The sequence below is a fragment of the Mycobacterium seoulense genome (assembly GCF_010731595.1).
GTDB lineage: Bacteria > Actinomycetota > Actinomycetes > Mycobacteriales > Mycobacteriaceae > Mycobacterium > Mycobacterium seoulense.
Map to the genome: position 1 here is coordinate 5,438,751 of NZ_AP022582.1, position 23,001 is coordinate 5,461,751.

The 23,001-nt window shown below is 70.3% G+C and carries 22 protein-coding genes; 9 read left to right on the plus strand and 13 right to left on the minus strand.

Annotation, left to right across the window (positions count from 1 at the left end):
- Window positions 1–56 precede the first annotated feature (56 nt).
- The 6 genes from G6N37_RS25340 to G6N37_RS25365 form a co-directional block, all read right to left on the minus strand.
- Window positions 57–1,853: an acetyl/propionyl/methylcrotonyl-CoA carboxylase subunit alpha gene (locus G6N37_RS25340; RefSeq protein ID WP_163684231.1), complete on the minus strand. Its 1,797-nt coding sequence runs from the start codon at window positions 1,851–1,853 to the stop codon at window positions 57–59.
- Between the two features lie 100 nt (window positions 1,854–1,953).
- Entirely contained in the window at window positions 1,954–2,400 is a 447-nt protein-coding gene (locus G6N37_RS25345; protein WP_163684233.1) for a SufE family protein, read from the minus strand.
- Window positions 2,397–3,290 carry a sulfurtransferase gene (locus G6N37_RS25350; RefSeq protein ID WP_163684235.1) on the minus strand — a complete coding sequence of 298 codons (894 nt, stop codon included), beginning with the start codon at window positions 3,288–3,290 and terminating at the stop codon, window positions 2,397–2,399. Before G6N37_RS25350 ends, G6N37_RS25345 begins: the two co-directional genes overlap by 4 nt.
- A 91-nt stretch (window positions 3,291–3,381) precedes the next feature.
- Window positions 3,382–4,038 (minus strand): Maf family protein, encoded by a 657-nt coding sequence (locus tag G6N37_RS25355; protein WP_163684237.1) that lies wholly within the window; start codon window positions 4,036–4,038, stop codon window positions 3,382–3,384.
- Entirely contained in the window at window positions 4,035–4,310 is a 276-nt protein-coding gene (locus G6N37_RS25360) for an acyl-CoA carboxylase subunit epsilon (RefSeq protein ID WP_163684238.1), read from the minus strand. Before G6N37_RS25360 ends, G6N37_RS25355 begins: the two co-directional genes overlap by 4 nt.
- The gene (locus G6N37_RS25365) at window positions 4,307–5,947 is read right to left on the minus strand and encodes an acyl-CoA carboxylase subunit beta (RefSeq protein ID WP_163684240.1); all 1,641 of its coding nucleotides are present in this window, start codon (window positions 5,945–5,947) and stop codon (window positions 4,307–4,309) included. The genes G6N37_RS25360 and G6N37_RS25365 overlap by 4 nt, the downstream gene beginning before the upstream one ends.
- 49 nt (window positions 5,948–5,996) lie before the next feature.
- On the opposite strand from G6N37_RS25365, the gene G6N37_RS25370 reads away from it, so the two are divergent.
- Window positions 5,997–6,809, plus strand: coding sequence for a biotin--[acetyl-CoA-carboxylase] ligase (locus G6N37_RS25370; RefSeq protein WP_163685495.1), 813 nt, complete (start codon window positions 5,997–5,999; stop codon window positions 6,807–6,809).
- 10 nt (window positions 6,810–6,819) lie between these two features.
- Complete coding sequence (locus tag G6N37_RS25375) at window positions 6,820–7,338, plus strand: PH domain-containing protein (RefSeq protein WP_163684242.1); 519 nt, start codon at window positions 6,820–6,822, stop codon at window positions 7,336–7,338.
- Here G6N37_RS25375 and G6N37_RS25380 read toward each other — a convergent pair.
- A complete protein-coding gene (locus tag G6N37_RS25380; protein ID WP_163684244.1) occupies window positions 7,293–7,952 on the minus strand; it encodes a GtrA family protein in 660 nt (219 codons plus the stop codon). The two genes, G6N37_RS25375 and G6N37_RS25380, sit on opposite strands and share 46 nt — an antisense overlap.
- Window positions 7,953–8,049: 97 nt before the next feature.
- On the opposite strand from G6N37_RS25380, the gene G6N37_RS25385 reads away from it, so the two are divergent.
- The 6 genes from G6N37_RS25385 (at window position 8,050) to G6N37_RS25410 (ending at window position 14,353) form a co-directional block, all read left to right on the plus strand.
- Window positions 8,050–9,279, plus strand: a complete 1,230-nt coding sequence (locus G6N37_RS25385) for a 5-(carboxyamino)imidazole ribonucleotide synthase (RefSeq protein WP_179961868.1) — start codon at window positions 8,050–8,052, stop codon at window positions 9,277–9,279.
- Complete coding sequence (purE, locus tag G6N37_RS25390; protein WP_163684248.1) at window positions 9,272–9,793, plus strand: 5-(carboxyamino)imidazole ribonucleotide mutase; 522 nt, start codon at window positions 9,272–9,274, stop codon at window positions 9,791–9,793. Before G6N37_RS25385 ends, purE begins: the two co-directional genes overlap by 8 nt.
- A 16-nt stretch (window positions 9,794–9,809) precedes the next feature.
- The gene (locus G6N37_RS25395; RefSeq protein ID WP_163684250.1) at window positions 9,810–10,979 is read left to right on the plus strand and encodes an acyl-CoA dehydrogenase; all 1,170 of its coding nucleotides are present in this window, start codon (window positions 9,810–9,812) and stop codon (window positions 10,977–10,979) included.
- 136 nt (window positions 10,980–11,115) lie between these two features.
- Entirely contained in the window at window positions 11,116–12,303 is a 1,188-nt protein-coding gene (locus G6N37_RS25400; protein WP_232075182.1) for a PP2C family protein-serine/threonine phosphatase, read from the plus strand.
- Between the two features lie 71 nt (window positions 12,304–12,374).
- A complete protein-coding gene (locus G6N37_RS25405) occupies window positions 12,375–13,916 on the plus strand; it encodes a sensor histidine kinase (RefSeq protein ID WP_163685498.1) in 1,542 nt (513 codons plus the stop codon).
- A complete protein-coding gene (locus tag G6N37_RS25410) occupies window positions 13,913–14,353 on the plus strand; it encodes a response regulator (protein ID WP_163684252.1) in 441 nt (146 codons plus the stop codon). The genes G6N37_RS25405 and G6N37_RS25410 overlap by 4 nt, the downstream gene beginning before the upstream one ends.
- A gap of 10 nt (window positions 14,354–14,363) precedes the next feature.
- On the opposite strand, the gene G6N37_RS25415 is transcribed toward G6N37_RS25410, so the two are convergent.
- Window positions 14,364–15,563: a CoA transferase gene (locus G6N37_RS25415; protein WP_163684255.1), complete on the minus strand. Its 1,200-nt coding sequence runs from the start codon at window positions 15,561–15,563 to the stop codon at window positions 14,364–14,366.
- A 13-nt stretch (window positions 15,564–15,576) separates the two neighbouring features.
- Window positions 15,577–16,512 carry a class I SAM-dependent methyltransferase gene (locus G6N37_RS25420; RefSeq protein WP_163684256.1) on the minus strand — a complete coding sequence of 312 codons (936 nt, stop codon included), beginning with the start codon at window positions 16,510–16,512 and terminating at the stop codon, window positions 15,577–15,579.
- Between the two features lie 116 nt (window positions 16,513–16,628).
- Here G6N37_RS25420 and G6N37_RS25425 point away from each other — a divergent pair, with 116 nt between their 5' ends.
- Window positions 16,629–18,284: an AMP-binding protein gene (locus tag G6N37_RS25425; protein WP_163684258.1), complete on the plus strand. Its 1,656-nt coding sequence runs from the start codon at window positions 16,629–16,631 to the stop codon at window positions 18,282–18,284.
- On the opposite strand, the gene ctpC is transcribed toward G6N37_RS25425, so the two are convergent.
- From ctpC to G6N37_RS25445, 4 genes are all read right to left on the minus strand, one after another.
- Window positions 18,231–20,408 (minus strand): manganese-exporting P-type ATPase CtpC, encoded by a 2,178-nt coding sequence (gene ctpC / locus G6N37_RS25430; protein ID WP_163684260.1) that lies wholly within the window; start codon window positions 20,406–20,408, stop codon window positions 18,231–18,233. The genes G6N37_RS25425 and ctpC overlap by 54 nt on opposite strands.
- Window positions 20,409–20,418: 10 nt before the next feature.
- Entirely contained in the window at window positions 20,419–20,700 is a 282-nt protein-coding gene (locus G6N37_RS25435; protein WP_163684262.1) for a DUF1490 family protein, read from the minus strand.
- Window positions 20,701–20,800: 100 nt separating this feature from the next.
- On the minus strand, window positions 20,801–21,523 hold the full coding sequence (locus G6N37_RS25440; protein ID WP_197745720.1) for a TIGR03089 family protein: 723 nt from the start codon (window positions 21,521–21,523) through the stop codon (window positions 20,801–20,803).
- Window positions 21,511–22,983, minus strand: coding sequence for an LCP family protein (locus tag G6N37_RS25445; protein WP_163684264.1), 1,473 nt, complete (start codon window positions 22,981–22,983; stop codon window positions 21,511–21,513). The genes G6N37_RS25440 and G6N37_RS25445 overlap by 13 nt, the downstream gene beginning before the upstream one ends.
- Between the last annotated feature and the right edge of the window lie 18 nt (window positions 22,984–23,001).

Genomic DNA, 23,001 nt, shown 5'->3' on the forward strand with positions numbered 1-23,001 from the left:
ACCCGCGGTGCCGCAAGCCGACAACGATTCCTGTGCCAATTCTCAGGAACGCCGCATCACTTGATCTCGGCAAGTACCGTGCCCTGGGTGATGGCGGCCCCGGCCTCGACCGCGAGGCCGGTGATCACGCCGTCCTTGTGTGCGGTGACCGGGTTCTCCATCTTCATCGCCTCGAGGACCACGACCAGGTCGCCGCTGGCGACCTCCTGCCCCTCCTCGACCGCGACCTTGACCACGGTGCCCTGCATCGGGGCGGTCACCGCGTCGCCGGAAGCGGCGGCACCCGCGTGCGCCCCGCGCTTGCGCGGCTTGGGCTTCTTGCGGATGACACCGGCCGGATCGGCGGCGGAACCGTTGCCCAGCGCCAGGTCACCGGGCAGCGACACCTCGAGCCGGCGGCCGCCGACCTCCACGACCACCTTCTGGCGCGGGCGGGCGTCGTCCTCGTCGAGGGGCTCGCCGCCGGTGAAGGGTTCGATGGTGTTGTTCCACTCGGTCTCGATCCAGCGGGTGTGGACCGAGAAGCCGTCGCCGTCGCCGATGAACGCCGGGTCGGACACCACGGCGCGATGGAACGGGATGACGGTGGCCAGCCCTTCGACGTGGAATTCAGAAAGAGCACGCCGGGAGCGGGCCAGGGCCTCTTCGCGGGTGGCGCCGTACACGATGAGCTTGGCCAGCATCGAGTCGAACTGGCCGCCGATCACCGAACCGGCCTCGACACCGGAATCCAGCCGGACCCCGGGTCCGCTGGGGGTGTCGTACCGGGTGACGGGGCCCGGCGCCGGGAGGAAGCCACGCCCGGCGTCCTCGCCGTTGATCCGGAACTCGATGGCGTGGCCGCGCGGCGTGGGATCCTCGGTGAGATCCAGCTTTTCGCCGTTGGCGATCTTGAACTGCTGCAACACCAGGTCGATGCCCGCGGTCTCCTCGGTGACCGGGTGCTCGACCTGCAGGCGGGTGTTGACCTCCAGGAACGAGATCAGGCCGTCCTGGCCGACCAGGTACTCGACGGTCCCGGCGCCGTAGTAGTGCGCCTCCTTGCAGATGCGCTTGGCCGACTCATGGATCTCCTTGCGCTGCGCGTCGGTCAGGAACGGCGCGGGCGCCTCCTCCACCAGCTTCTGGAAGCGGCGCTGCAGGGAGCAGTCGCGGGTGCCGGCCACGATGACGTTGCCGTGCTGGTCGGCGATCACCTGCGCCTCGACGTGGCGGGGCTTGTCCAGGTAGCGCTCGACGAAGCACTCGCCGCGGCCGAACGCGGCGACGGCTTCGCGCACCGCCGACTCGTACAGGTGGGGAATCTCTTCGATGGTGCGCGCCACCTTCATGCCCCGCCCGCCGCCGCCGAAGGCCGCCTTGATGGCGATCGGCACGCCGTACTCCTTGGCGAAGGCGACCACCTCGTCGGCGTCCTTGACCGGGTCGGGGGTGCCGGGCACCAGGGGTGCCTGGGCGCGGGCCGCGATGTGGCGGGCGGTGACCTTGTCACCGAGGTCGCGGATCGACTGGGGGCTCGGGCCGATCCAGATCAGCCCGGCGTCGATGACCGCCTGCGCGAAATCGGCGTTCTCCGAGAGGAAGCCGTAGCCCGGGTGCACGGCGTTGGCGCCCGACTTGGCCGCCGCGTCGAGCAGCTTGCCGAAGTCCAGGTAGGACTCCGCGGAGGTCTGGCCACCGAGGGCGAATGCCTCGTCGGCGAGGCGCACGTGCGGCGCGTCGGCGTCGGGCTCGGCGTACACCGCCACGCTGGGCAGGCCCGCGTCGCGGGCCGCCCGGATCACCCGGACAGCGATCTCGCCGCGGTTGGCGACAAGCACTTTGGAGATCCTCGAGCTGGCGTGACTAGCCACTGCGCCTCCTGTTTGGCATATCTGAAGCGGACGTTCTTTCCGCCGTGGGCTTCTTTAAGAGAGTTTCTTACAACTCCCGGGAAGTCTAAGCGCCGCGCCGTCAGGCCGACGAGGCGGTGCCGGTATTTTGACCGGACTCGCGCAGCCGCCGCTTGATGCGGGCGAGCATCGCCGACATGCCGCGCAACCGCAGCGGGCTGATGAGCGCGGCCAACCCCAGGTCGGTGTAGAAATCCTCGGGCACCGCCAGAATGTCGGCGGCCGGCTGCTCGTCGAGACCGGCGGCCAGGATCGCCGCGAACCCCCGGGTGGTCGGCGCCTCGGCGGGCGCGCTGAAGTGCAGCCGCACCCGGTTCGGGTCGCCGGCGTCGACGTGGAGGAAGAGCGGGGTCTGGCACTCGGGCACCGGCTCCATGGCCTGTTCTTCCAACTCGGCGGGCAGGGCCGGGAGTTCGTTGGCGTATTCCAGCAGCAGCGCCAGCTTGTCCTGGCCCTCGACCTCGGCGAAGTCGGACACCACCTCGGCCAACGGGGCGGGCAGGGTCATCGGATGGGAACGTCGCCCGGCTCTTCACCCGCGACGATCGGGGTGCGCACGGTGTTGCCCCACTCGGTCCACGATCCGTCGTAGTTGCGCACCCCGGGCTTGCCCAGCAGGTAGGTGAGCACGAACCAGGTGTGGCTGGACCGCTCCCCGATGCGGCAGTACACGACGGTCTTGTCGTCGGGGGTGATGAAGTCGTAGAGCTCCTCGAGCTCGTCGCGGCTGCGGAAGCGCCCGCTCTCGTCGACCGCCTTGGCCCACGGGATGGACCGGGCGGTGGGGATGTGGCCGCCGCGCAGCACGCCCTCCTCGGGGTAGTCGGGCATGTGGGTGCGCTTGCCGGTGTACTCGTCCGGCGAGCGCACGTCGATCAGCGGCTGGGTGCCCAGAATGGCCAGCACGTCGTCCTTGAAGGCCCGGATGGGTTCGTCGTTGCGCGCGACGACGGGGTAGCCGCTGGAGGTCTTGGTCGGCACGTCCAGGGTGGTCTCCCGGCGCTCGGCCAGCCAAAGGTCGCGGCCGCCGTTGAGCAGGCGCACGTCGGGGTGGCCGAACAGCGTGAAGACCCACAGCGCGTAGGCGGCCCACCAGTTGCTCTTGTCGCCGTAGATCACCACGGTGTCGTCGCGCGAGATGCCCTTGCGGTCCATCAATTCGGCGAACTGCTCGCCGTTGATGTAGTCGCGGACCCTCGGGTCGTTGAGGTCGGTGTGCCAGTCGATCTTGACCGCGCCGGGGATATGGCCGACGTCGTAGAGCAGGACGTCTTCGTCGGATTCGACGATCACCAGGCCGGGGGTGCCCTGGTGGGCGGAGAGCCAGTCGGCCGTGACCAGTCGTTCCGGGTGGGCGTAGGCCGTCAGAGTCGGGCTTGGATCGGGGGGTAATGCCACGCCACCGAGCCTACCGCCAGGGGTGAAGCGTGCGTTTGCCGCCGCGACAGTTACGCCATGGCGACGACACGCCGGATCGGGCCGCCATGGTTCAAGTCTCGGGGATGTCGGTTGCCCGGTTAGCCGCCCACAACGCGGCGACCGACAGGCCGACGCGGCCCAACATCGACCGCAGCAGCGGCAGGCTGACGCCGATCACGTTCGACGGGTCGCCGTCGATCCCGTCGACGAACCAGCCGCCCAGCCCGTCGAGGGTGAACCCGCCGGCGACGTGCAGCGGCTCGCCGCCGGCGACGTAAGCCCGCAGGTCCGCGTCGGAGGGGTCGGCGAAATGCACTGTGGTGCAGGCCGATTCCGCTTCGCGGCCGGTGATCGCGCCGCCGCTCAGCCGCAACAGGCAGTGCCCGGTGTGCAGCCGGCCCGACCGGCCGGCCATGCCCCGCCACTGGGCCATCGCCGCGTCGGCCGAGCCGGGCTTGCCGCACAGTTCGCCGTCGAGGTGCAGCATCGAATCGCAGCCGAGCACAACGCAATCCGCCGCGACGGCGCCGTCCAGCTCGCCCGCCACCCGTTCGGCCTTCGCGGCGGCCAGCGCGCACACCACCTCGGCCGGTTCGGCGCCGGGAGCGAGCCCGGCGATGACGGCGTCCTCGTCCACACCGGAGACCACGACCAGCGGATCGGCGCCGGCCTGGCGCAGCACCTTGCGGCGGCCCGACGAGGCCGACGCGAGGACCAGGCGGGTCAACGCTTCATGTGTGTCATTTGCTGCATGGTGAGCCGCTGGTAGTTGGACATCGCGAACCGCAGCCGGTCCACCGGCAGGCCCCAGCGGGTGGGCTCGGGCTCGGTGGGCTCGGGGACGCCGCCGCCGATCAGGCCGAGCGCGGTGACCAGCGCGGCCAGCTCATCGTCGGTGGGGTGCCCCTTGAGGATGTGGAGGTGCGGCTCGTGCGCCTCGCGCGGCTCGTGTGCCTCGGGCGCGGTTTCGGTTGCCGCGGAACCGTTCTTCTCGCTCACAGCGGAATGTTCCCGTGCTTCTTGGGGGGCAGGTGCGAGATCTTGCGTTCCAGCAGCCGCAGCGCCGTGCCGATGTAGCCGCGGGTGTGCGACGGCGGGATCACCGCGTCGACGTAACCGCGCTCGGCGGCTACGTAGGGGTTGACCAAGGTGTCCTCGTACTCCTGCTGCAGCTCCAGCCGCAGCGCGTCGACGTCGTTGCCCTCCCTGGCCGCCTCGGCCAGCTGCTTGCGGTAGACGAAGCCGACGGCGCCGGAGGCGCCCATCACCGCGATCTGCGCGGTCGGCCAGGCGATGTTGACGTCGCAGCCCATGTCCTTGGAGCCCATGACGCAGTACGCGCCGCCGTAGGCCTTGCGGGTGATCACGGTGATCTTCGGGACGGTGGCCTCGCCGTAGGCGAACAGCAGCTTGGCGCCGCGCCGGATGATGCCGTTGTATTCCTGGCCGGTGCCCGGCAGGAAGCCCGGGACGTCCACCAGCATGATGATCGGGATGTTGAAGCAGTCGCAGGTCCGGACGAACCGGGCCGCCTTCTCCGAGGCGTTGATGTCCAGGCAGCCGGCGAACTGCGTGGGCTGATTGGCCACGATGCCGACCGGCCGGCCCTCGATGCGGCCGAACCCGACGATGATGTTGGTGGCGTAGCCGTTCTGGATTTCCAGGAACTCGTCATCGTCGAGGATGCGGGTGATCACCTCGTGCATGTCGTAGGGCTGGTTGGCCGAGTCCGGGATCAACGTGTCCAGCTCGAGGTCCTCCTCGGTGAGGTTGTCCTCGATCGCGCCCTCGGGGATGGGCACGGCGTAGCGCGGGGCGTCGGTGGCGTTGTTGGGCGGCAGGTAGCTCAGCAGGTCGCGCACCCAGTCGAAGGCGTCCTGCTCGCCGGAGGCGACGTAGTGCAGGGTGCCCGACTTGGCCATGTGGGTGTGGGCGCCGCCGAGCTCTTCCATCGTGACGTCCTCGCCGGTGACGGTCTTGATGACGTCCGGCCCGGTGATGAACATCTGGCTGGTCTGGTCGACCATCACGACGAAGTCGGTCAGGGCGGGGGAGTAGACGTGCCCGCCGGCGGCGGCACCCATGATCAGCGAGATCTGCGGGATCACGCCCGAGGCCAGGATGTTGTTGCGGAAGATTTTGCTGTACAGGCCGAGCGAGACCACGCCCTCCTGGATCCGCGCGCCGGCGCCGTCGTTGATGCCGATCAGCGGGCGGCCGGTCTTGATCGCCAGCTCCTGCACCTTGACGATCTTCTCGCCGTACACCTCGCCGAGGCTCCCGCCGAACACCGTGGCGTCCTGGCTGAAGATGCACACGTCGCGGCCGTCGATGGTGCCGTAGCCGGTGATCACGCCGTCGCCGAGCGGGCGGTTGTGCTCGAGGCCGAAGTTCTTGCTGCGGTGCCGCGCCAGCGCGTCGAGCTCGACGAACGAGTCCTCGTCCAGCAGGGCGAGGATGCGCTCGCGGGCGGTCAGCTTGCCCTTGGCGTGCACCTTCTCGACCGCCTCTTCGCCCACCGGGTGCAGCGACTCTTCCCGGCGCTTGTGCAGTTCGGCCAGCTTGCCTGCGGTGGTGTGGATGTCGATGGTGTGCTCGGCGGCCGGCTCCGCGGTGTGGTCGGTAACGCTTGTCATGGGATCCGATGGTATCGGCCGCCGCCCCGACGGAGTTTTAGGCTGGGTGGTGATGGCCACCGATGAGCTCCGGGCGCCGCTGGACGCGGCCGCGCTGCGCGCCGAACTGATCGGCACCGGGCTGGGCTGGCGCCGGCTGGACGTCGTCGAACAGACCGGCTCCACCAACGCAGACCTGCTCGCGCAGGCGACGTCGGGGACCGACGTGGCCGGCGCCGTGCTGATCGCCGAGCACCAGACCGCCGGCCGCGGGCGGCACGGCCGCGACTGGTCGGCCACCCCGCGGGCCCAGATCACGATGTCGGTCGGCGTCAGCATCGTCGACGTGCCGACCGCGGGGTGGGGGTGGCTGCCCCTGGCCACCGGGGTGGCGGTGGTCGACACGGTCGCCCCGCTGCTCGAGGGGGTTCGGGTGGGGCTCAAGTGGCCCAACGACGTGCTGGCGGGTCCCCCGGATTCGCCGGGCAAGCTGGCGGGCATCCTCGCCGAGGTGGCCAAGCCGGTGGTGGTGATCGGCCTGGGGCTCAACGTATTCCAGGCCCCTGATGGCATCGTGGGGGCCACCTCGCTGCTCGACCTGGGCGTGCCGGCGCCCGACCGCACCCGGCTGGTGTGCGGCCTGCTGTCCGAGCTCGGCCGGCGGATCGTGGCCTGGCGCGCCGCGCGCGGGGCCGACTGGGCGCTGGCGGCCGACTACCGGGCGCGCAGCCTGACCATCGGCAACCGGGTGCGCGCCCACCTGCCCGGCGGCAAGGAGGTCGTCGGCCTGGCGAGCGCCGTCGACGACCAGGGCAGGCTGTGCATCGAGACCGGGGGACAGACCGTCGTCGTTTCCGCCGGTGACGTGGTGCATTTGCGGTAGCTTCGGGCGAGTGAGCTATCCGGATAACGTCCTGGCCGCCGGCGAGCAGGTGATCGTCCACCGCCACCCGCACTGGAAGCGGCTGATCTGGCCGGTCGTGGCCCTCCTGCTGGCGACGGCGCTGGCGTCGTTCGGCTCCGGCTACCTCAACTCGACGCATTGGGGCCAGCTGGCCAAGAACGTCATCTACGGCGTCATCTGGGGCGTCTGGCTGGTGATCGTCGGCTGGCTGACGTTGTGGCCGTTCCTGACCTGGCTGACCACACACTTCGTCGTGACGAACCGGCGGGTGATGTTTCGGCACGGGGTGCTGACCCGCACCGGAATAGACATCCCGCTGGCGCGGATCAACAGCGTGGAATTCCGCGACCGGATTACCGAGCGGATGTTTCGCACGGGGACGCTGATCATCGAATCGGCGTCACAAGATCCATTGGAGTTCTACGACATTCCGCGGCTGCGCGATGTGCACGCGCTGCTGTATCACGAAGTCTTCGACACCCTCGGCTCGGAGGAATCGCCCAGCTGAGTCAACCGGCCGCGCCGGTTGCGCCAGGCCCGCAGCGGCGTGACGTTGCCGCCCTCGATCTCGTCCTCGAGCATCTCGGCGATGCCGCCGGCGGTCAGCGCGGACTCCAGCGCCTTGTCGGGGTTGCGCGCGAACTCGTCGGGGAACACCCAGCGCCGGAACGCCCAGAAGCGGAACGCCATCTGCAGCAGGTTGCCGATGACGTAGGCCGAGATGAAGTCCGCGATGTTCTCCACGGTCAGCGACACCGTGGGCTCCCGCAGCTGCAGGACGTAGCTGGAGAACCACAGCGGCGCCATGGAGAGCAGCACCCCCACGCCGCTGAAGGCGAAGAACAGCAGCGCCTCGTGGTGGCGTTCGCGGCCGCCGCGGTCGCGGAAGCTCCATTCGCGGTTCAACACGTAGGACGCGATCACCGCGACGATGCCGGCGATGACCTTCGCGGTGACCGGCTTGTAGTCCAGAATTGTCAGCTTCAGCGTGTAGAAAATCGCCGAGTCGATCACGAACGTCGTTCCGCCGACGATGGCGAATTTGATCAGTTCGTGGTGGCGCAGCAAATAGGGCTGAATAAACCCGGGCAGACGCTCGATTGCGGCTTCGGCGAAGGGCACAAGTCGTCAGTGTACGGACGCACACAAAATCGACGCAAAATGGTACATAACGATTCGGCGTCACCGCCGGTCAACACGCCGCCGGTGCCATGACACCATGATGGCCGTGCCGAGTACACGCCCGCCGGGGCCCGTTCCCGCAGTATCGCCGTTGGTCGCCATGGTCGGCGGCGGTCAACTGGCCCGGATGACCCACCAGGCCGCGATCGCCCTCGGGCAGACCCTGCGGGTGCTGGCCACCGCCGCCGACGAGTCGGCCGCGCAGGTCACCCCCGACGTCGTGATCGGCTCGCATACCGACCTGGAAGACCTGCGCCGGGTCGCGGCCGGCGCCCACGTGCTGACGTTCGACCACGAGCACGTGCCGGCCGAGCTGCTGGACAAGCTGGTCGCCGAAGGCGTCAACGTCGCGCCGCCGCCGCAGGCGCTGGTGCACGCCCAGGACAAGCTGGTCATGCGCCGGCGGCTGGAGGCGCTGGGCGTTCCCGTGCCCAGCTATGCGGAGATCCGCAGCCTCGACGAGCTCGATGCCTTCGCGCACCGCATCGCCGGTCCCGTCGTCGTGAAGGCGGTCCGCGGCGGTTACGACGGGCGCGGGGTGCGGATGGCGCGCGACCCGGTGCACGCCCGTGAGATCGCGGCGACTTTCCTGGCCGACGAGGTGCCGGTGATGGCCGAGCAGCAGGTGAACCTGCGGCGCGAACTGTCGGCGCTGGTGGCGCGGTCCCCGTTCGGCCAGGGCGCGGCGTGGCCGGTCGTCGAGACCGTGCAGCGAGACGGGATCTGCGTGCAGGTGATCGCGCCCGCGCCCGGGCTGCCCGACGACGTGGCGGCGGCCGCCCAGCAGCTGGCCTTGCGCTTGGCCGCCGACCTGGGCGTGGTCGGGGTGCTCGCCGTCGAGCTCTTCGAGACCACCGACGGCGCCCTGCTGGTCAACGAGCTCGCGATGCGGCCGCACAACTCCGGGCACTGGACCATGGACGGGTCGCGCACCGGTCAGTTCGAGCAGCATCTGCGCGCGGTGCTGGACTATCCGCTCGGCGACACCGACGCCGTCGCGCCGGTGACGGTGATGGCCAACGTGCTCGGCGCCCCGCAGCGGCCGGCGATGACGATCGACGAGCGGCTGCACCACCTGTTCGCGCGGATGCCCGACGCCCGGGTTCACCTGTACGGCAAGGAGGAACGCCCCGGTCGCAAGGTCGGGCACATCAACTTCCTGGGGACCGACATGGCGGGGGTGGCCGCGCTGCGGGAGCGCGCCGGGCTGGCGGCACACTGGTTGGCGAACGGGCAGTGGACGGACGGATGGGATCCGCATGACTAGTACTCAGGCGCCTCGCGTCGGGGTGATCATGGGCAGCGACAGCGACTGGTCGGTGATGGTTGACGCCGCGGAGGCGCTGGCCGAATTCGACATACCGGCCGAGGTCCGGGTGGTCTCGGCGCACCGCACGCCCCAGGTCATGTTCGACTACGCGCGCGGGGCGGCCGAGCGTGGCATCGAGGTGATCATCGCCGGCGCCGGCGGCGCCGCACACCTGCCCGGCATGGTCGCGTCCGCGACGCCGCTGCCGGTGATCGGGGTGCCGGTGCCGCTGGCGCGCCTCGACGGCCTGGATTCGTTGCTGTCCATCGTGCAGATGCCGGCGGGCGTCCCGGTGGCCACCGTCTCCATCGGCGGCGCCCGCAACGCGGGCCTGCTCGCCGTGCGCATGCTCGGGGCGTCCGACCCGGCGCTGCGCGCGCGGATCGTCGAGTTCCAAGCCCAGCTGGCCGAGAGCGTGCGGGCCAAGGACGAGGCGCTGCAACAGCGTCAGGGTAAAGTTACCGACGAGTAGCTATAGGAGGCTCGAGATGGCTGGTTGGGCCGGAGACCCCACGTTCGATCTGTTCCAGTTGCCCGAGGAACACCAGGAACTGCGGGCCGCGATCCGCGCGCTGGCGGAGAAGGAGATCGCCCCGCACGCCGCCGATGTGGACGAGAATTCGCGGTTCCCGGACGAGGCGCTCGAGGCGTTGAACGCCTCGGGGTTCAACGCGGTGCACGTGCCCGAGGAGTACGGCGGCCAGGGCGCCGATTCGGTGGCGGCGTGCATCGTGATCGAGGAGGTCGCCCGCGTCGACGCGTCGGCGTCGCTGATCCCCGCGGTGAACAAGCTGGGCACGATGGGGCTGATCCTGCGCGGGTCCGACGAGCTCAAGAAGCAGGTGCTGCCGTCGATCGCCGACGGCTCCGCGATGGCCTCCTATGCGCTCTCCGAACGGGAAGCCGGCAGCGACGCCGCCTCCATGCGCACCCGCGCCAAGGCCGACGGTGACGACTGGATCCTCAACGGCGCGAAGTGCTGGATCACCAACGGCGGCAAGTCGTCCTGGTACACGGTCATGGCGGTCACCGACCCGGACAAGGGCGCCAACGGCATCTCGTCGTTCATGGTGCACGCCGACGACGAGGGTTTCACCGTCGGCCCCAAGGAGAAGAAGCTGGGCATCAAGGGCTCGCCGACCACCGAGCTGTACTTCGAGAACTGCCGCATCCCGGGCGACCGGATCATCGGCGAGCCCGGCACCGGTTTCAAGACCGCGCTGGCGACCCTGGACCACACCCGGCCCACGATCGGCGCCCAGGCGGTGGGCATCGCCCAGGGCGCGCTGGACGCCGCGATCGCCTACACCAAGGACCGCAAGCAGTTCGGCCGCCCGGTCAGCGACAACCAGGGTGTGCAGTTCATGCTCGCCGACATGGCGATGAAGCTGGAGTCCGCCCGGCTGATGGTCTACCACGCGGCCGCGCGCGCCGAACGTGGCGAATCCAACCTGGGCTTCATCTCCGCGGCGTCCAAGTGCTGGGCCTCCGACGTCGCGATGGAAGTGACCACCGACGCGGTGCAGCTCTTCGGCGGCGCCGGCTACACCGTCGACTTCCCGGTCGAGCGGATGATGCGCGACGCCAAGATCACCCAGATCTATGAGGGCACCAATCAGATTCAGCGCGTGGTCATGTCGCGGGCGTTGCTGCGCTGACCGATAGGATCTCCGACGGTTGACCATTCGGGGTGGTAGGCCGGACGTAGAGTCGTGCGATGGGTCTTGCCCGCGGCAGGGGGTCTGAAGTGAACAGCGTTGCTACCTCTGCGCGTCCTCGAATGTCCGGGAATTGATGCCCGTGCGCGCTGCAGCGACCCCGGCGGATTGGCAGTCGTTGTCGTTGCTGTTGGTCGAGGACGACCGCGCCGATGCGGTCCTGGTGGAAGACCTGATCGCCGACGCGGTCGCCGACATCCGGGTGGTGTGGGCGCAGTCGATGGCCCACGCCGAGCGCGAGCTGGCCTCCGCCCGGCCCGACTGCGTGCTGCTGGACCTGCACCTGCCCGACGCCAGCGGCATGGACGCGCTGGATCGCATCGCCAAGCGCGATGCCACCGTTCCGATCGTTGTGCTGACCGGCTTGAACGACGAGTTCTTCGGGGCCTCCGCGGTCGCGGCCGGCGCCCAGGACTACCTGGTCAAGGGCCGCGTCGAGCCCGAGATGCTGCGGCGCGCGCTGCTGTACGCGATCGAGCGCAAGCGCGCCGAGCTGATCGCCGCCGACCTGCACGCGACCCGGCTGCGGGCCCGCGAGAATGCGCTGCTGGAGCGCGGGCTGCTGCCCTCCCCGCTGCTGCTGGACAACCCGGGCGTCGACATCGTCGCCCGGTACCGGCCGAGCCGCGAGGACGCGCTGCTGTGCGGGGACTTCTACGACGTGGTGCAGACGCCCGACCGGGTCGTCCACGTCCTGATCGGCGACGTCGCCGGGCACGGGCCGCACGAGGCCGCCCTGGGCGCGGCGCTGCGGATCGCCTTTCGCGCGCTCACCTTCGCCGGCGTGCACGGGGTGGAACTGATGCGGCAGCTCGAGCGGGTGCTGCACTCCGAACGAACGGGCACAGGGGTTTTCGCGACCGTGCTCAGTCTGGAGATCCCGCCCGACAGCCCGCGCATCAGAGCCATCCGGGCCGGCCATCCCGGGATGCTGTTACAGCGTGACGGCACCGTGGAATGGGTGGAGCCGCCGGGGGGGCCGGCGCTGGGCCTGCGCGCCGACGACTGGCCGCTGCACGAGATGGATCTGCCGGCGGGGCACGGCCTGCTGCTGCTGACCGACGGGCTGTTCGAGGGATATGCGGGGCAGGGCGCCCGCCGCCTCGGCGAGGAGGGCCTGCTCGAGCTGGCCCGCTCGCACGCGAACCGGCCGGGGCCGGAGTTCGTCGACGCGCTCATCGACGGGGCCCAGCGACTCGCTCAGCCCCAAGGCGGGCTGACCGACGACATCGCCGTGCTGCGGGTCGAAAGGACCACGAGGTGACCCCCGGGTTGCGCCGCCTGCGGCTGTCGCAGCTCACCGTGCGCGGATGGCAGGCCCTCATCCTGGTCAGCATGGGCGTGATGGTGCTGGCCGGTGCGTTGATCGGCGCGGCGCTGCTGAACCGCACGGACGAGATGACGCGACAGCTCGTCGACAACATCCAGCCGGCGCGCGTGGCGGCCTTCCAGATGCAGGCCGCGTTGCGCGACCAGGAGACCGGAATCCGTGGCTACCTGATCGCCGGGGACCGGCAATTCCTCACGCCGTACTACGACGGGCAGCACGCCGAACAGGTGGCGGCGGAAGAGATCCGGCGCCGCCTGAGCCAGCGTCCCGACCTCGTCGTCGACCTGGTGGCGATCGAGGACGCCGCGGCCGACTGGCGGGCGAGCTACGCCGAACCGGTCATCGCCACGGTGATGCCCAACGGCAAGAACGTCACAAGCAAACCGTCGGCGGAGCGCGGAAAGAACGAGTTCGACCATCTGCGAACGCTTTTCGATCGGCAGAACGCGAACCTGTCCGCGGCCCGGACGACCGCCGCCGACGAACTCAAACACACCGACGCCTGGCGCAACCGGGTGCTCGGCGCCATGGTGTTGCTGTTCTTCGTCACCGCCGGGCTGCTGGGCTTCCTGGTCCGGGACACGGTCGCCCGTCCGCTCGCGGCGCTGGCCGCGGCGTGCCGCCGGATCACCCAGGGCAGCTTCGACCAGAGCATCACACCGCCGAGGCGGCCCAAGGACGTTCGCGACATGGCGATCGACGTGGAGAACATGCGCAAACGGATGGTCGAGGAGCTCGAGGTGTCGCGTTCGGCCCAGGCGCAACTGGACGAGCAGGCGGCCGAATTGCGCCGGTCCAACGCCGAACTCGAGCAGTTCGCCTACGTCGCGTCGCACGACCTGCAGGAGCCGCTGCGCAAGGTCGCCTCCTTCTGTCAGCTGCTGGAGCGTCGCTACGGCGACAAGCTCGACGAGCGCGGCATCGAATACATCGGGTTCGCGGTCGACGGGGCCAAGCGGATGCAGGCGCTGATCAACGACCTGCTTACCTTCTCGCGCGTCGGCCGGCTGGGCACCACGGAAACCGACGTGAACATCGACGCGACGCTGGATTCGGCGCTGGCCAACCTGGCCCTCGCGATCGAGGAGTCGGAGGCCGAGATCGTGCGCCCCGACGCCCTGCCGCATATCAAGGGCGATCCGATGCTGCTGACGATGCTGTGGCAGAACCTCATCGGCAACGCGGTGAAGTTCCGGCACAAGGATCGCCGGCCCCGCGTCGTCGTCGAGTGCGCGCCGGGCACCGGCAATCAAAGCGGCGAATGGCTGATCACCTTGTCGGACAACGGCATCGGCATCCCGGCGGAATTCGCCGACAAGGTCTTCGTCATCTTCCAGCGCCTGCACGGCCGCGAGGTGTACGCCGGGACCGGCGTCGGCCTCGCGCTGGTCAAGAAGATCGTCGAACACCATGGCGGCACCATTCGGATCGACACGTCCCGCACCGAGGGAACGCGGTTCGAGTTCACCCTGCCCATGGCCGGGCCCGAGCCCGACCCGGACGCGGACGCGTCACGCCCAGCCGCTTTGGAAGGAGCGCATGAATGACATCGGCCGGTAGAGCCATCGACATCCTGCTCGTCGAAGACGACCCGGGAGACGAGCTCATCACGCGGGAAGCGTTCGAGCACAACAAACTTCAGAACCGGCTGCACGTCGCGCACGACGGGGAGGAGGGCCTCGACTACCTTTATCGGCGCGGCCAGTTCTCCGACGCGCCGCGGCCCGACCTGATCCTGCTGGACCTCAACCTGCCGAAGTACGACGGCCGCCAGCTGCTGGAGAAGATCAAGTCCGACCCGGACCTGGCCCGCATCCCGGTCGTCGTGCTGACCACCTCCTCGGCGGAGGAGGACATCCTGCGCAGCTACAAGCTGCACGCCAACGCCTATGTGACCAAGCCGGTCGACCTGGACCAGTTCATGAAGGCGGTCCGGCAGATCGACGAGTTCTTCGTCCAGGTGGTGCGCCTGCCGAGCCTGTGACGGTGTACGGCTAGCCCGCCGTCTGCGGCGCGCTCAGGAACTCGTCGTTGTGCTGCCCCGGCGCGGGCGGTGGTTCGGTGGCCACCGCGTCGAAGCTCGCGTAGCGCGCGGGCATGCGGACCACGGTGATCGGGTCCTCGGGGCCGCCCACCCGCAGGGCCAGCTCGTTCTCCGCGAACAGCGGGGTGTCGACCACCTGCTTCCAGGTGTAGGCCAGGCAGGCCATCAGGCCGCCTTCTTGGAGCAGCTCCACCCATTCGGCCGCGGTCTTGGCCGCCAGCGCCGACTCGAGCTCCTCGGTCAGCTCGGGGTAATTCATTGCGCGCGAACGCTGGTCGATGAACCGCTCGTCGGTCAGCAGGTCCGGCCGGCCGATGATCTGGCACAGCTTGGCCCAGTGCTTGGGCACATACGCGCTGATCACCAGGTACCCGTCGGCGGCCCGGAACGCGTCCGACGGTTGGGTCGCGAAGCCAACACCCTTGCGCTTCTTGGGTTTCGGCGCGGCATCGGGTTTCGGCGTGGCCGCCTCCGTCGGCTTGTTCAGGTGGATCGTGAGCTGGCTGGCCTGCAGGTTGACCGCGACGTCGTACATGGCGACCCGCACCACGTCGGCCACGCCGTGGCGCTCGCGGTTGAGCAGCGCGGCCAGCACCGCCTGGGCCAGCACGTGGCCGCTCGCGGCGTCGACGAGCTGGAAGGGGATGATCTGCGGCTTGCCGGTCGGCGTCGGCATGCCGGTGGTCATGCCCGACTCGGCCGCGACCATCAGGTCGACGCCGGGCCGGCTGCCGTGCGGGCCGTTGCCGCCGTAGGCCGACAGCCGCGCGTAGATCAGCCTGGGGTTGCGGGCGCGCAGGTCGTCGGGGCCCAGGCCCATGCGTTCCATCACGCCGGGGCGAAACCCCTCCAGCACGACGTCGGCGGTGTCGACCAGCCGCAGGATCTGCTGCTTGGCCTCGTCGTCGGTGAGGTCGACCGCCACCGATTTCTTGCCCCGGTTGTGCGGCAGAAACAGCGTGGGCAGCGGCGGGCGCCCGGGCAGCACCGCGGTGATGTGCCGGGCCGCCTCGCCGTGGGGCGCCTCGACCTTGATCACCTCGGCACCCAGGTCGGCCAGCACCTGCCCGGCCAGCGGCCCGGCGATGTTCTGGGTGAAATCGAGTACCCGGAATCCGTCCAGGGGCTTGGCGGGGGTGCTGTTTGCCATGGGTGGCCTTCCGTCAACGGGCCGCGCGCTGTGCCTTGGGCAAAATGGCCGTGCAGTAGTAGTTCTCGGCGAACGGCGCACCGGGGTCGGTGCGCTGCAAAGGTAACCCGTTGTCGGCCAACAGCTGATTCAGGGGGGTTCGAACCGCGCGCCAGCCGCGCCGCTCCAGGTGGGCCGCCGCGTCGTTGCGCTCGCCGGGGAAGCCCAGGTCGCCCAGCGCGATGTCCAGGCCGTTGTCCCGCCACTTCTGGCTGGCGGCGTTCAGGGCGTCCCCACTGGTCCCGGAGTTGACGAAGACCTCGGCCACCAGCCGGCTGCCGTCGGCGCTGAGCGCGGTGATGTCGTCGAGCAGCCGGTCCTGCGCCTCGGGCGGCAGGAAGCCGAGCAGTCCCTCGGCCGCCCAGGCGGCGGGCCGTCCGGTGTCGAACCCGGCACGGCGCAGCGCCGACGGCCAGTCGTGGCGCAGGTCGATCGGGATGGCCCGGACCTCGGCGGTGGGCTTTGCGCCGAGGTCGGCGATGGTGGCGGTCTTGAATTCGATGACCTGCGGCTGGTCGATCTCGAAGACCGTGGTGCCCGCCGCCCACGGCAGCCGGTAGGCGCGTGCGTCCAGGCCGGAGGCCAGGATGACGACCTGGCGGATGGCCGGGTCCTGTTGGGCGCCGGCCTCGGCGAAGAACGCGTCGATGTAGCGCGTGCGGGCGGCCAGCATGTCGGTCATGCGCTGCATGCCCCACGGGGCGCCCGGCTCGTCGACGTCGGCGGAGCTCAATTCACCGGCGGCCCACCGGGTCATGAAGTCGACGCCGACGGCGCGTACCAGCGGCTCGGCGAACGGGTCGTCGATGAGTCCGTCGCGGGTGGCCCGGGCCCGTCCGGCCGCCACCATGGTGGCGGTGGCCCCCACACTGGTGGCCAGGTCCCAGGCGTCGTTCTCGGTACGCGTCATCGGCACTGCCCCTTCCGTCTAGTCGTTAGCCAGAATAACGATGGTGACCTAAGGCCCCACCCGGTAGTGGCGTTGCGCCCTTACCCCCGCGCCGGGCCGGGCGGCAGCATCGACGTGTGCAAATCGTCCGGCGCGCGGGTCTGGAAGCCCGGTCGCTCCTGCTCTATGCCCGGTCCGGGGGCCTGCGGTGGATCGCGCCCGGACGACTCCCTTCGGTGCTGCGCGCCCTGGAGCGCTACGGCCTGCTCGGGGCGGCGACGGCCATCGCGGCCGGACGAGACCGCGACGGGGTGGCGCTGATCGACGAGCGTGGGCCCCTGACGTTCGGCGAGCTGGACGAGCGGACCAACGCGTTGGCCAACGAGTGGCGGCGGCGCGGCCTCGGACCGGGGGCCGGCGTGGCGATCCTGGTGGGCAATCACCGGGGCTTCCTGGAATCCGTGTACGCCGCCGCCAAGTGCGGCGCCGGTGTCCTGCTCCTCAACACCGGGTTCGGCGCAGCGCAGCTGGCCGAGATGCTGTCCCGGGAACGCGCCGACCTGCTGGTGTACGACGAGGAGTACGACGCCGTCGTCGCCGACGTCCGGCCGAGGCTGGGCCGGATCCGGGCCTGGACCCAAACCCCCGCCCCCGACAGCCTCGACGCGCTGATCGAACGCGGCGACCCCGGTCCGCCGCCCCCGTCGGGTGGGCGGCCCAAGATCGTCATCGCGACCAGCGGGACCACGGGTACGCCCAAGGGCGCCGCGCGTTCCGAACCCAGTTCGCTGATCCCGGTCGGCGGACTGCTCGGCAAGGCACCGTTCCGCGGCCGGGAAGTCACCGAATGCTGTGTGCCGCTGTTCCATTCGATGGGCTTCAGCCACGCGATGTACGCGATGGTGCTGGGCTCGACCCTGGTGCTGCGCCGCCAGTTCGACGCCCGCCAAGCGCTGGCCGGCGTGGCCGCGCACCGGGCCAGCGCCATGGTCGTCGTGCCGATCATGTTGCGGCGCATCCTCGATCTGGGGCCGGCGGCCCTGGCCGAGCACGACCTGTCCTCCTTGCGCATCGTCTTCGTCGGCGGCTCCCAGCTCGGTGCCGCACTGGCCACCCGGGCGCTCGCGGCGCTCGGCCCCGTGGTCTACAACATGTACGGGTCCACCGAGGTTGCCTACGCCACCATCGCCACGCCCGCCGACCTGGCCGCCGCGCCCGGATGCGTAGGGGCGGTGGTGCCCGGATCGGTCGTCAAGATCCTCGGCGACGGCGGCCGGGAGGTTCCGCCGGGCACGCCGGGCCGGATCTTCGTCGGTAACGTGCTGGCCTTCGAGGGCTACACCGGCGGCGGCACCAAGGAGTCGATCGGGGGCCTGATGTCGACCGGTGACGTCGGCCATTTCGATTCCGGCGGAAGGCTTTTCATCGACGGACGCGACGACGAGATGATCGTCTCCGGCGGGGAGAACGTGTACCCCGGCGAGGTCGAAGACGCCCTCGCTCATCATCCCGACATCCTCGAAGCCGCGGTCGTCGGCGTGGACGACGAGCAGTTCGGCCAGCGGTTGCGCGCCTACGTCGTGGTCCGGCCGGGCGGGGCGCTGACCGAGGACGCCGTCAAGGAGTACGTGCGGAACCGGCTGGCGCGCTTCAAGGTTCCCCGCGATGTGTGCTTCGTCGACGCACTGCCCCGCAATGCGGGCGGCAAGGTGCTCAAGCGGGTGCTGGCCGGGGGCGGGTCAGTCCAGCCGGTAGCGGATCAGCCGGGAACTGTTGGCCACCACGGCAACTGACGACGCGTTGTGCAGGATGGCGGCCAGCACGGGGGACAGCGCCCCGCCGGCGCCGATGATCAGCCCGGCGGCGTTGACCGCGATGGACATGCCGTAGTTCTCCCGGATGACGTCGACGGCCCGGGCGCCGAGGTCCCGCACGTCGAGCAGGCGGTGCAGGTCGTCGTTGGCCAGCGCCACGTCGGCGGTCTCGACGGCGACGTCGGTCCCGGCCAGGCCCATGGCGATCCCGATGTCGGCGGCGGCCAGCGCCGGCGCGTCGTTGATGCCGTCGCCGACCATGCCGACCACGTAGCCGTCGTTCTGCAGCCCGCGCACCACCTCGAGCTTGTCCTCGGGCATCACCTCGGCGCGCCATTCGTCGATGCCCAGCTCGTCGGCGACGACCTCGGCGATGTCGGGGTGGTCACCGGTGAGCATGACGATCCGGCGGATGCCGTTGTCCCGCAACGTCTTCAGCACCTTGACCGCCTCGGGCCGCACCTCGTCGCGCAGGCTGATCAGCCCCACCAGGTTGCCGTCGACCGCGAGCAACAGCGGGGTCTCGGCCTGCCGCCGGAGCCTGTCCACCCACTCCGACGCCTTCTTGGACACCCGCACCTTTTCGGCGCGCAGCAACCCGGGGCTGCCGAGCAGCAGGGTGCGGCCGTCGGCCCAGGTCCGCATGCCCAGGCCCACCAGCACCTCGCACTCCTCGTGCGGCGGGATGGTGATGTGGCGCTCTTCCGTCGAGCGGATCACCGCCTCGGCGAGGGGGTGGCGGGAGTGGATCTCCGAGCTGGCCGCGTACGCCAGCACCTGCTCGGGCTCCCAGTCCTTATGCAGGGCAATGATATTGGTGACCACCGGGCGGCCGACGGTCAGCGTCCCGGTTTTGTCGAACACGATCGCGTCCACGCGGCCGGCCTGTTCGAGGTGGGAGCCGCCCTTGATCAGGATGCCGCGGCGCGCGCCGTTGCCGATCGCGGCGCTGATCGCGGTCGGGGTGGACAGGCCCACCGCGCAGGGGCAGGCGATCAACAGCATGGTCATCGCGCGGCGCACGTCGCCGGTGACCGCCAGGGTGAGGGCCGAGACGACGAACGAGGTGGGAACGAAACGGCGGGAGAAGTTTTCGCCGACGGTCTGGATGGGCGCCCGGTCGTGTTGGGCCTCCTCGACCCGGCTGATGATGCGCCCGATCGCGGTCTGGTTCCCGACGGCCTGCGCGCGCACCACCAGCCGTCCGCGCACCGCGACCGACCCGGCGTGCACGTGCGCGCCGACCATGACGCTGACCGGTAGGTTCTCGCCGGTGATCGCGGACTGGTTGACGATCGCCTCGCCGTCGACCACCTCGCCGTCCACCGGGATCGCGACGTGGTCGTGAATGACCACCTCGTCGCCGATCTGCACGCCGTCGATGGGCACCTGGACTTCCGCCCCGTCGGTCAGCCGGATCCACGCCGTGTCCTGGCTGCCGCGCAGCAGTTCGGAGATGGCCCGCCGGGTCCGGCGCAGCGTGAGGTCTTGCAGGTACTCGCCGATGTTGAGCAGCCAGAGCACGGTGAGCGCCACCACGTTCTCGCGCAGCACCAGGCTCGCCACCGTCGCCGCCGACACCAGGGCATCGGTGCCGGCCCGGCCGGAGCGCAGTGAGCGCAGCGCGCCGCGCAGGAACGGGTAGCCGGTGAAGACGGTGACGCCGGTGGCCAGCGCCCGGCCGTTCGGGCCGAGCAGCGGCGGCCGGGCGAACACGTAGCGGCGCACGCCGAGCAGGGCCAGCGCCGCCCCGCCGACGACCATCCGCAAGACGTCGGTGTTGCGGATCTCCGACGAATGCGGCGCCCGCGCCGGGATCAGCTCGGCGGCGACGTGCGCGGCCGAGCCGATCGCCGCCAGCACTTCGGAGCGGGCGCAGCGCCGCGGTGAATACCAGACGACGACGGATCCGGTGCGCGGGTAGGCGTGCACCACGCGCACGCCGTCGCACTGGGCGACGGCCTCCTCGACCGCCACCGCGCGCCGCGAGTCGCACCGGACCCATTCGACGGACACCCGCATGCGCCCCGCCGCGTCGGAAACAATTTGCAGCGCAGGGTTATTCGTCGTGATGTCGGGGAGCGCGGCCGTGCCGACGGACATGCCCGCCCGATCAGTGCTCGTGCTGGTGGGCGTCGGTGACCGACGGCGTCGGGGCCTCCTCGCCGATGCGTTCGCGGGCCTCGGCCATGACATCGGCGATCTTCAGCCGGGCCGACTCGGCGGCCTCCTCGGCCCTGCGCGTCCCGCGCAGCCCCAGCTCGGCGGCCGACACCGCGGTCTCGTGCAGCGGCGCCTTGGCCACGGCCTTGCGCACCACCTCGTAGGCCGTCACGCCGACGAGGCCGGTGACCACCGTCGATGCCGCCTTTGCCAAGAGCGCGTACCCCGCCATGTGCCCGGACCTCCCTGTCGTCGCGGCGTCAGCTGATGCTCGCTCGACGTTAACATTGAAATATTGCGATATCAATATGAATTGGGGCCGGTGGGCGGCTCTACAACACCCGGGTGACCTTCTCGGTCTCGACCCTGCGCTGCAGCGCCGACGGGTCGGGATTGGCCACCTGCACCAGCGACGCGCCGACGGCCAGGATCGCCAGCAGGCCATCCACCAGCTCCCCGGGTCCCGACCACGGGGCGGTGGACAGGACCCGGTCGGTCGCCGTCAATTCCCTTGCTGCGGCCGATGTTCGGCAATCGGCGAGCACCTCGTCGACCGATCGGCCGGCCAGCGCCGGACCGGGATGGCGTTCGGCAACGATCTGGTCGCCGTGCACCCGCACGGCCGTCGCGTAGTCGGTGACCCCGATCGGCAGCTCGGGGGCCGGGCGGCCGAACGGGTCCAGCGAGAGCACCGCCACCTCACCCCCCGATGCGGCCACCGCGGAGTCCGCGTCGTCCAGCCGTTCGGCGGTGCACAGCGCCAGGTCCGCCGGGCCCGAGAGCACCGCCTCGGCGCCGATCCACCACACCCCGAACAGCACGGCCGCGGTCTGCCAGTGCGCGGGCAGCAGGATCGCGACCCGGCTGCCCGGCCCGGCGCCCAGCTCGTCGCGCAACAGGTTGCCGGTCTTGGCCGCCCAGTTGGCCAGCGTCACCCCGGACAACTCGATCCGCTCGCCGGTCGCGTCGTCGTAGTAGGTGATGCGCGGGCCGACCGGGTCGGCCCGCAGCATCGGGTCGAGGATGGCGCCGGAGAGCGTGCTCAGTTGATGCACTCGGGCTTGTCGGAACCGGCGGTCAGGATCGGCGAGGGCGCAGGCACATTGGGGTCGGGCGCCACCGAACCGACGTTGGACACCTTGGCGGGCATCACCGACGCGGTGCCGGAGAGCCCCGAGCCGGGGCCGCTGTAGTCGTTGCCCAGCACCACCCGGACCGAGCCCGCCGCGACGGACGGATCGGCGACCACGGGCAGCCCGCCCAGCTCCTTGGACACCTCCTGGGCGCCGAGGTCGTCGGTCTTGGCGGCCCGCACCTGGCTGCCCTTGACGTGGCCGCCGTCGTTGTTGCCGACCGTGCCGGCGCCGAATCCCTTGGCGGTCAACACCTGCGAGACGGCCGACGCCAGGCCGTTGATGTCGGTGTCGTTGACCACGCTGGCGGTCGTCTTCGCCGGGGTGTAGGCGATCTCCTCGGTCTTGCCCTGCTCCTGGTCGTGCAGCAGCCCGCTGACCCAGTCCTGCACCTGGCGCGGGTCCACCCGCACCACGCTCTGCATGCCGTCGTCGCTCCAGCCGGCCCCGTCCAGCACCGGAATGGTGGCGAACGCGACGTTGCCGCCGGCCAGCTTCTGCATCTGCTGGACGAAATCCATGACGTCCCAACCCTGGGAGATCACCACCGAGCGCTGCACGGCGGCCTCCAGCCTCTTGACGGTGGTGGGGCTGGACAGCGTCTTGCCGGAGATGACCCGGTGGGCCAGCGAGGCCATCACCACCTGCTGGCGCACCACCCGGTCCAGGTCGCCGCGCGGCAACTCGTGGCGCTGGCGGACGAAGCTGAGCGCCTCCGGCCCGTCGAGCCGCTGCGGGCCGGCCGGGAAGTCGGCGCCCGAAAGCGGTTCGAACACCGGCTCTTTGAGGCAGACGTCCACGCCGCCGAGCGCGTCGGTGATCAAGGAGAAGCCGAGCAGGCCGATCTCGGCGTAGTGGTCGACGGTGACGCCGGTGAGGTCGGCGACGGTCTTGATCAGCGCCTCGCGCCCGGCCTCGGTGCCCTGCGCCGCGGCGTCCTCGGCCGAGTCGCCGGCCTTGACCAGGCTGGTGCGCTTGGCCTCGCGGGTCTGGCCGTAGACGCCGTTGATCTTCGTCTTGCCCAGCCCGGGGGCCGCGACGTAGGAGTCGCGGGGGATCGAGATGGCGGTCGCCGACTTCCCGTTGTTGGGGATCCGGATCAGGATGATCGTGTCGGTGTTGGTCGCTTCCTCGTCGCCGGCCCGCAGGGTGGCCAGTTCCTCGGCGGACAGGGGGTTGCCGTGGGCGTCGGTGCGGCTGTCGAGGCCGACCAGCAGGATGTCGATCGCGCCGTCGTCGCCGCCCTTGCCGAGCGAGGGTGCGGACATGTGAAAGATGCCGTCCTCGAAGGACCGGACGTTGCTCCACGCCAGCCCGGTGCCGAGGACGACCGCGAGCGTGAGCGCAGTGGCAATCACACGAATCACACGTTGCACAGGCATCCCACTAGGTTACTTGCG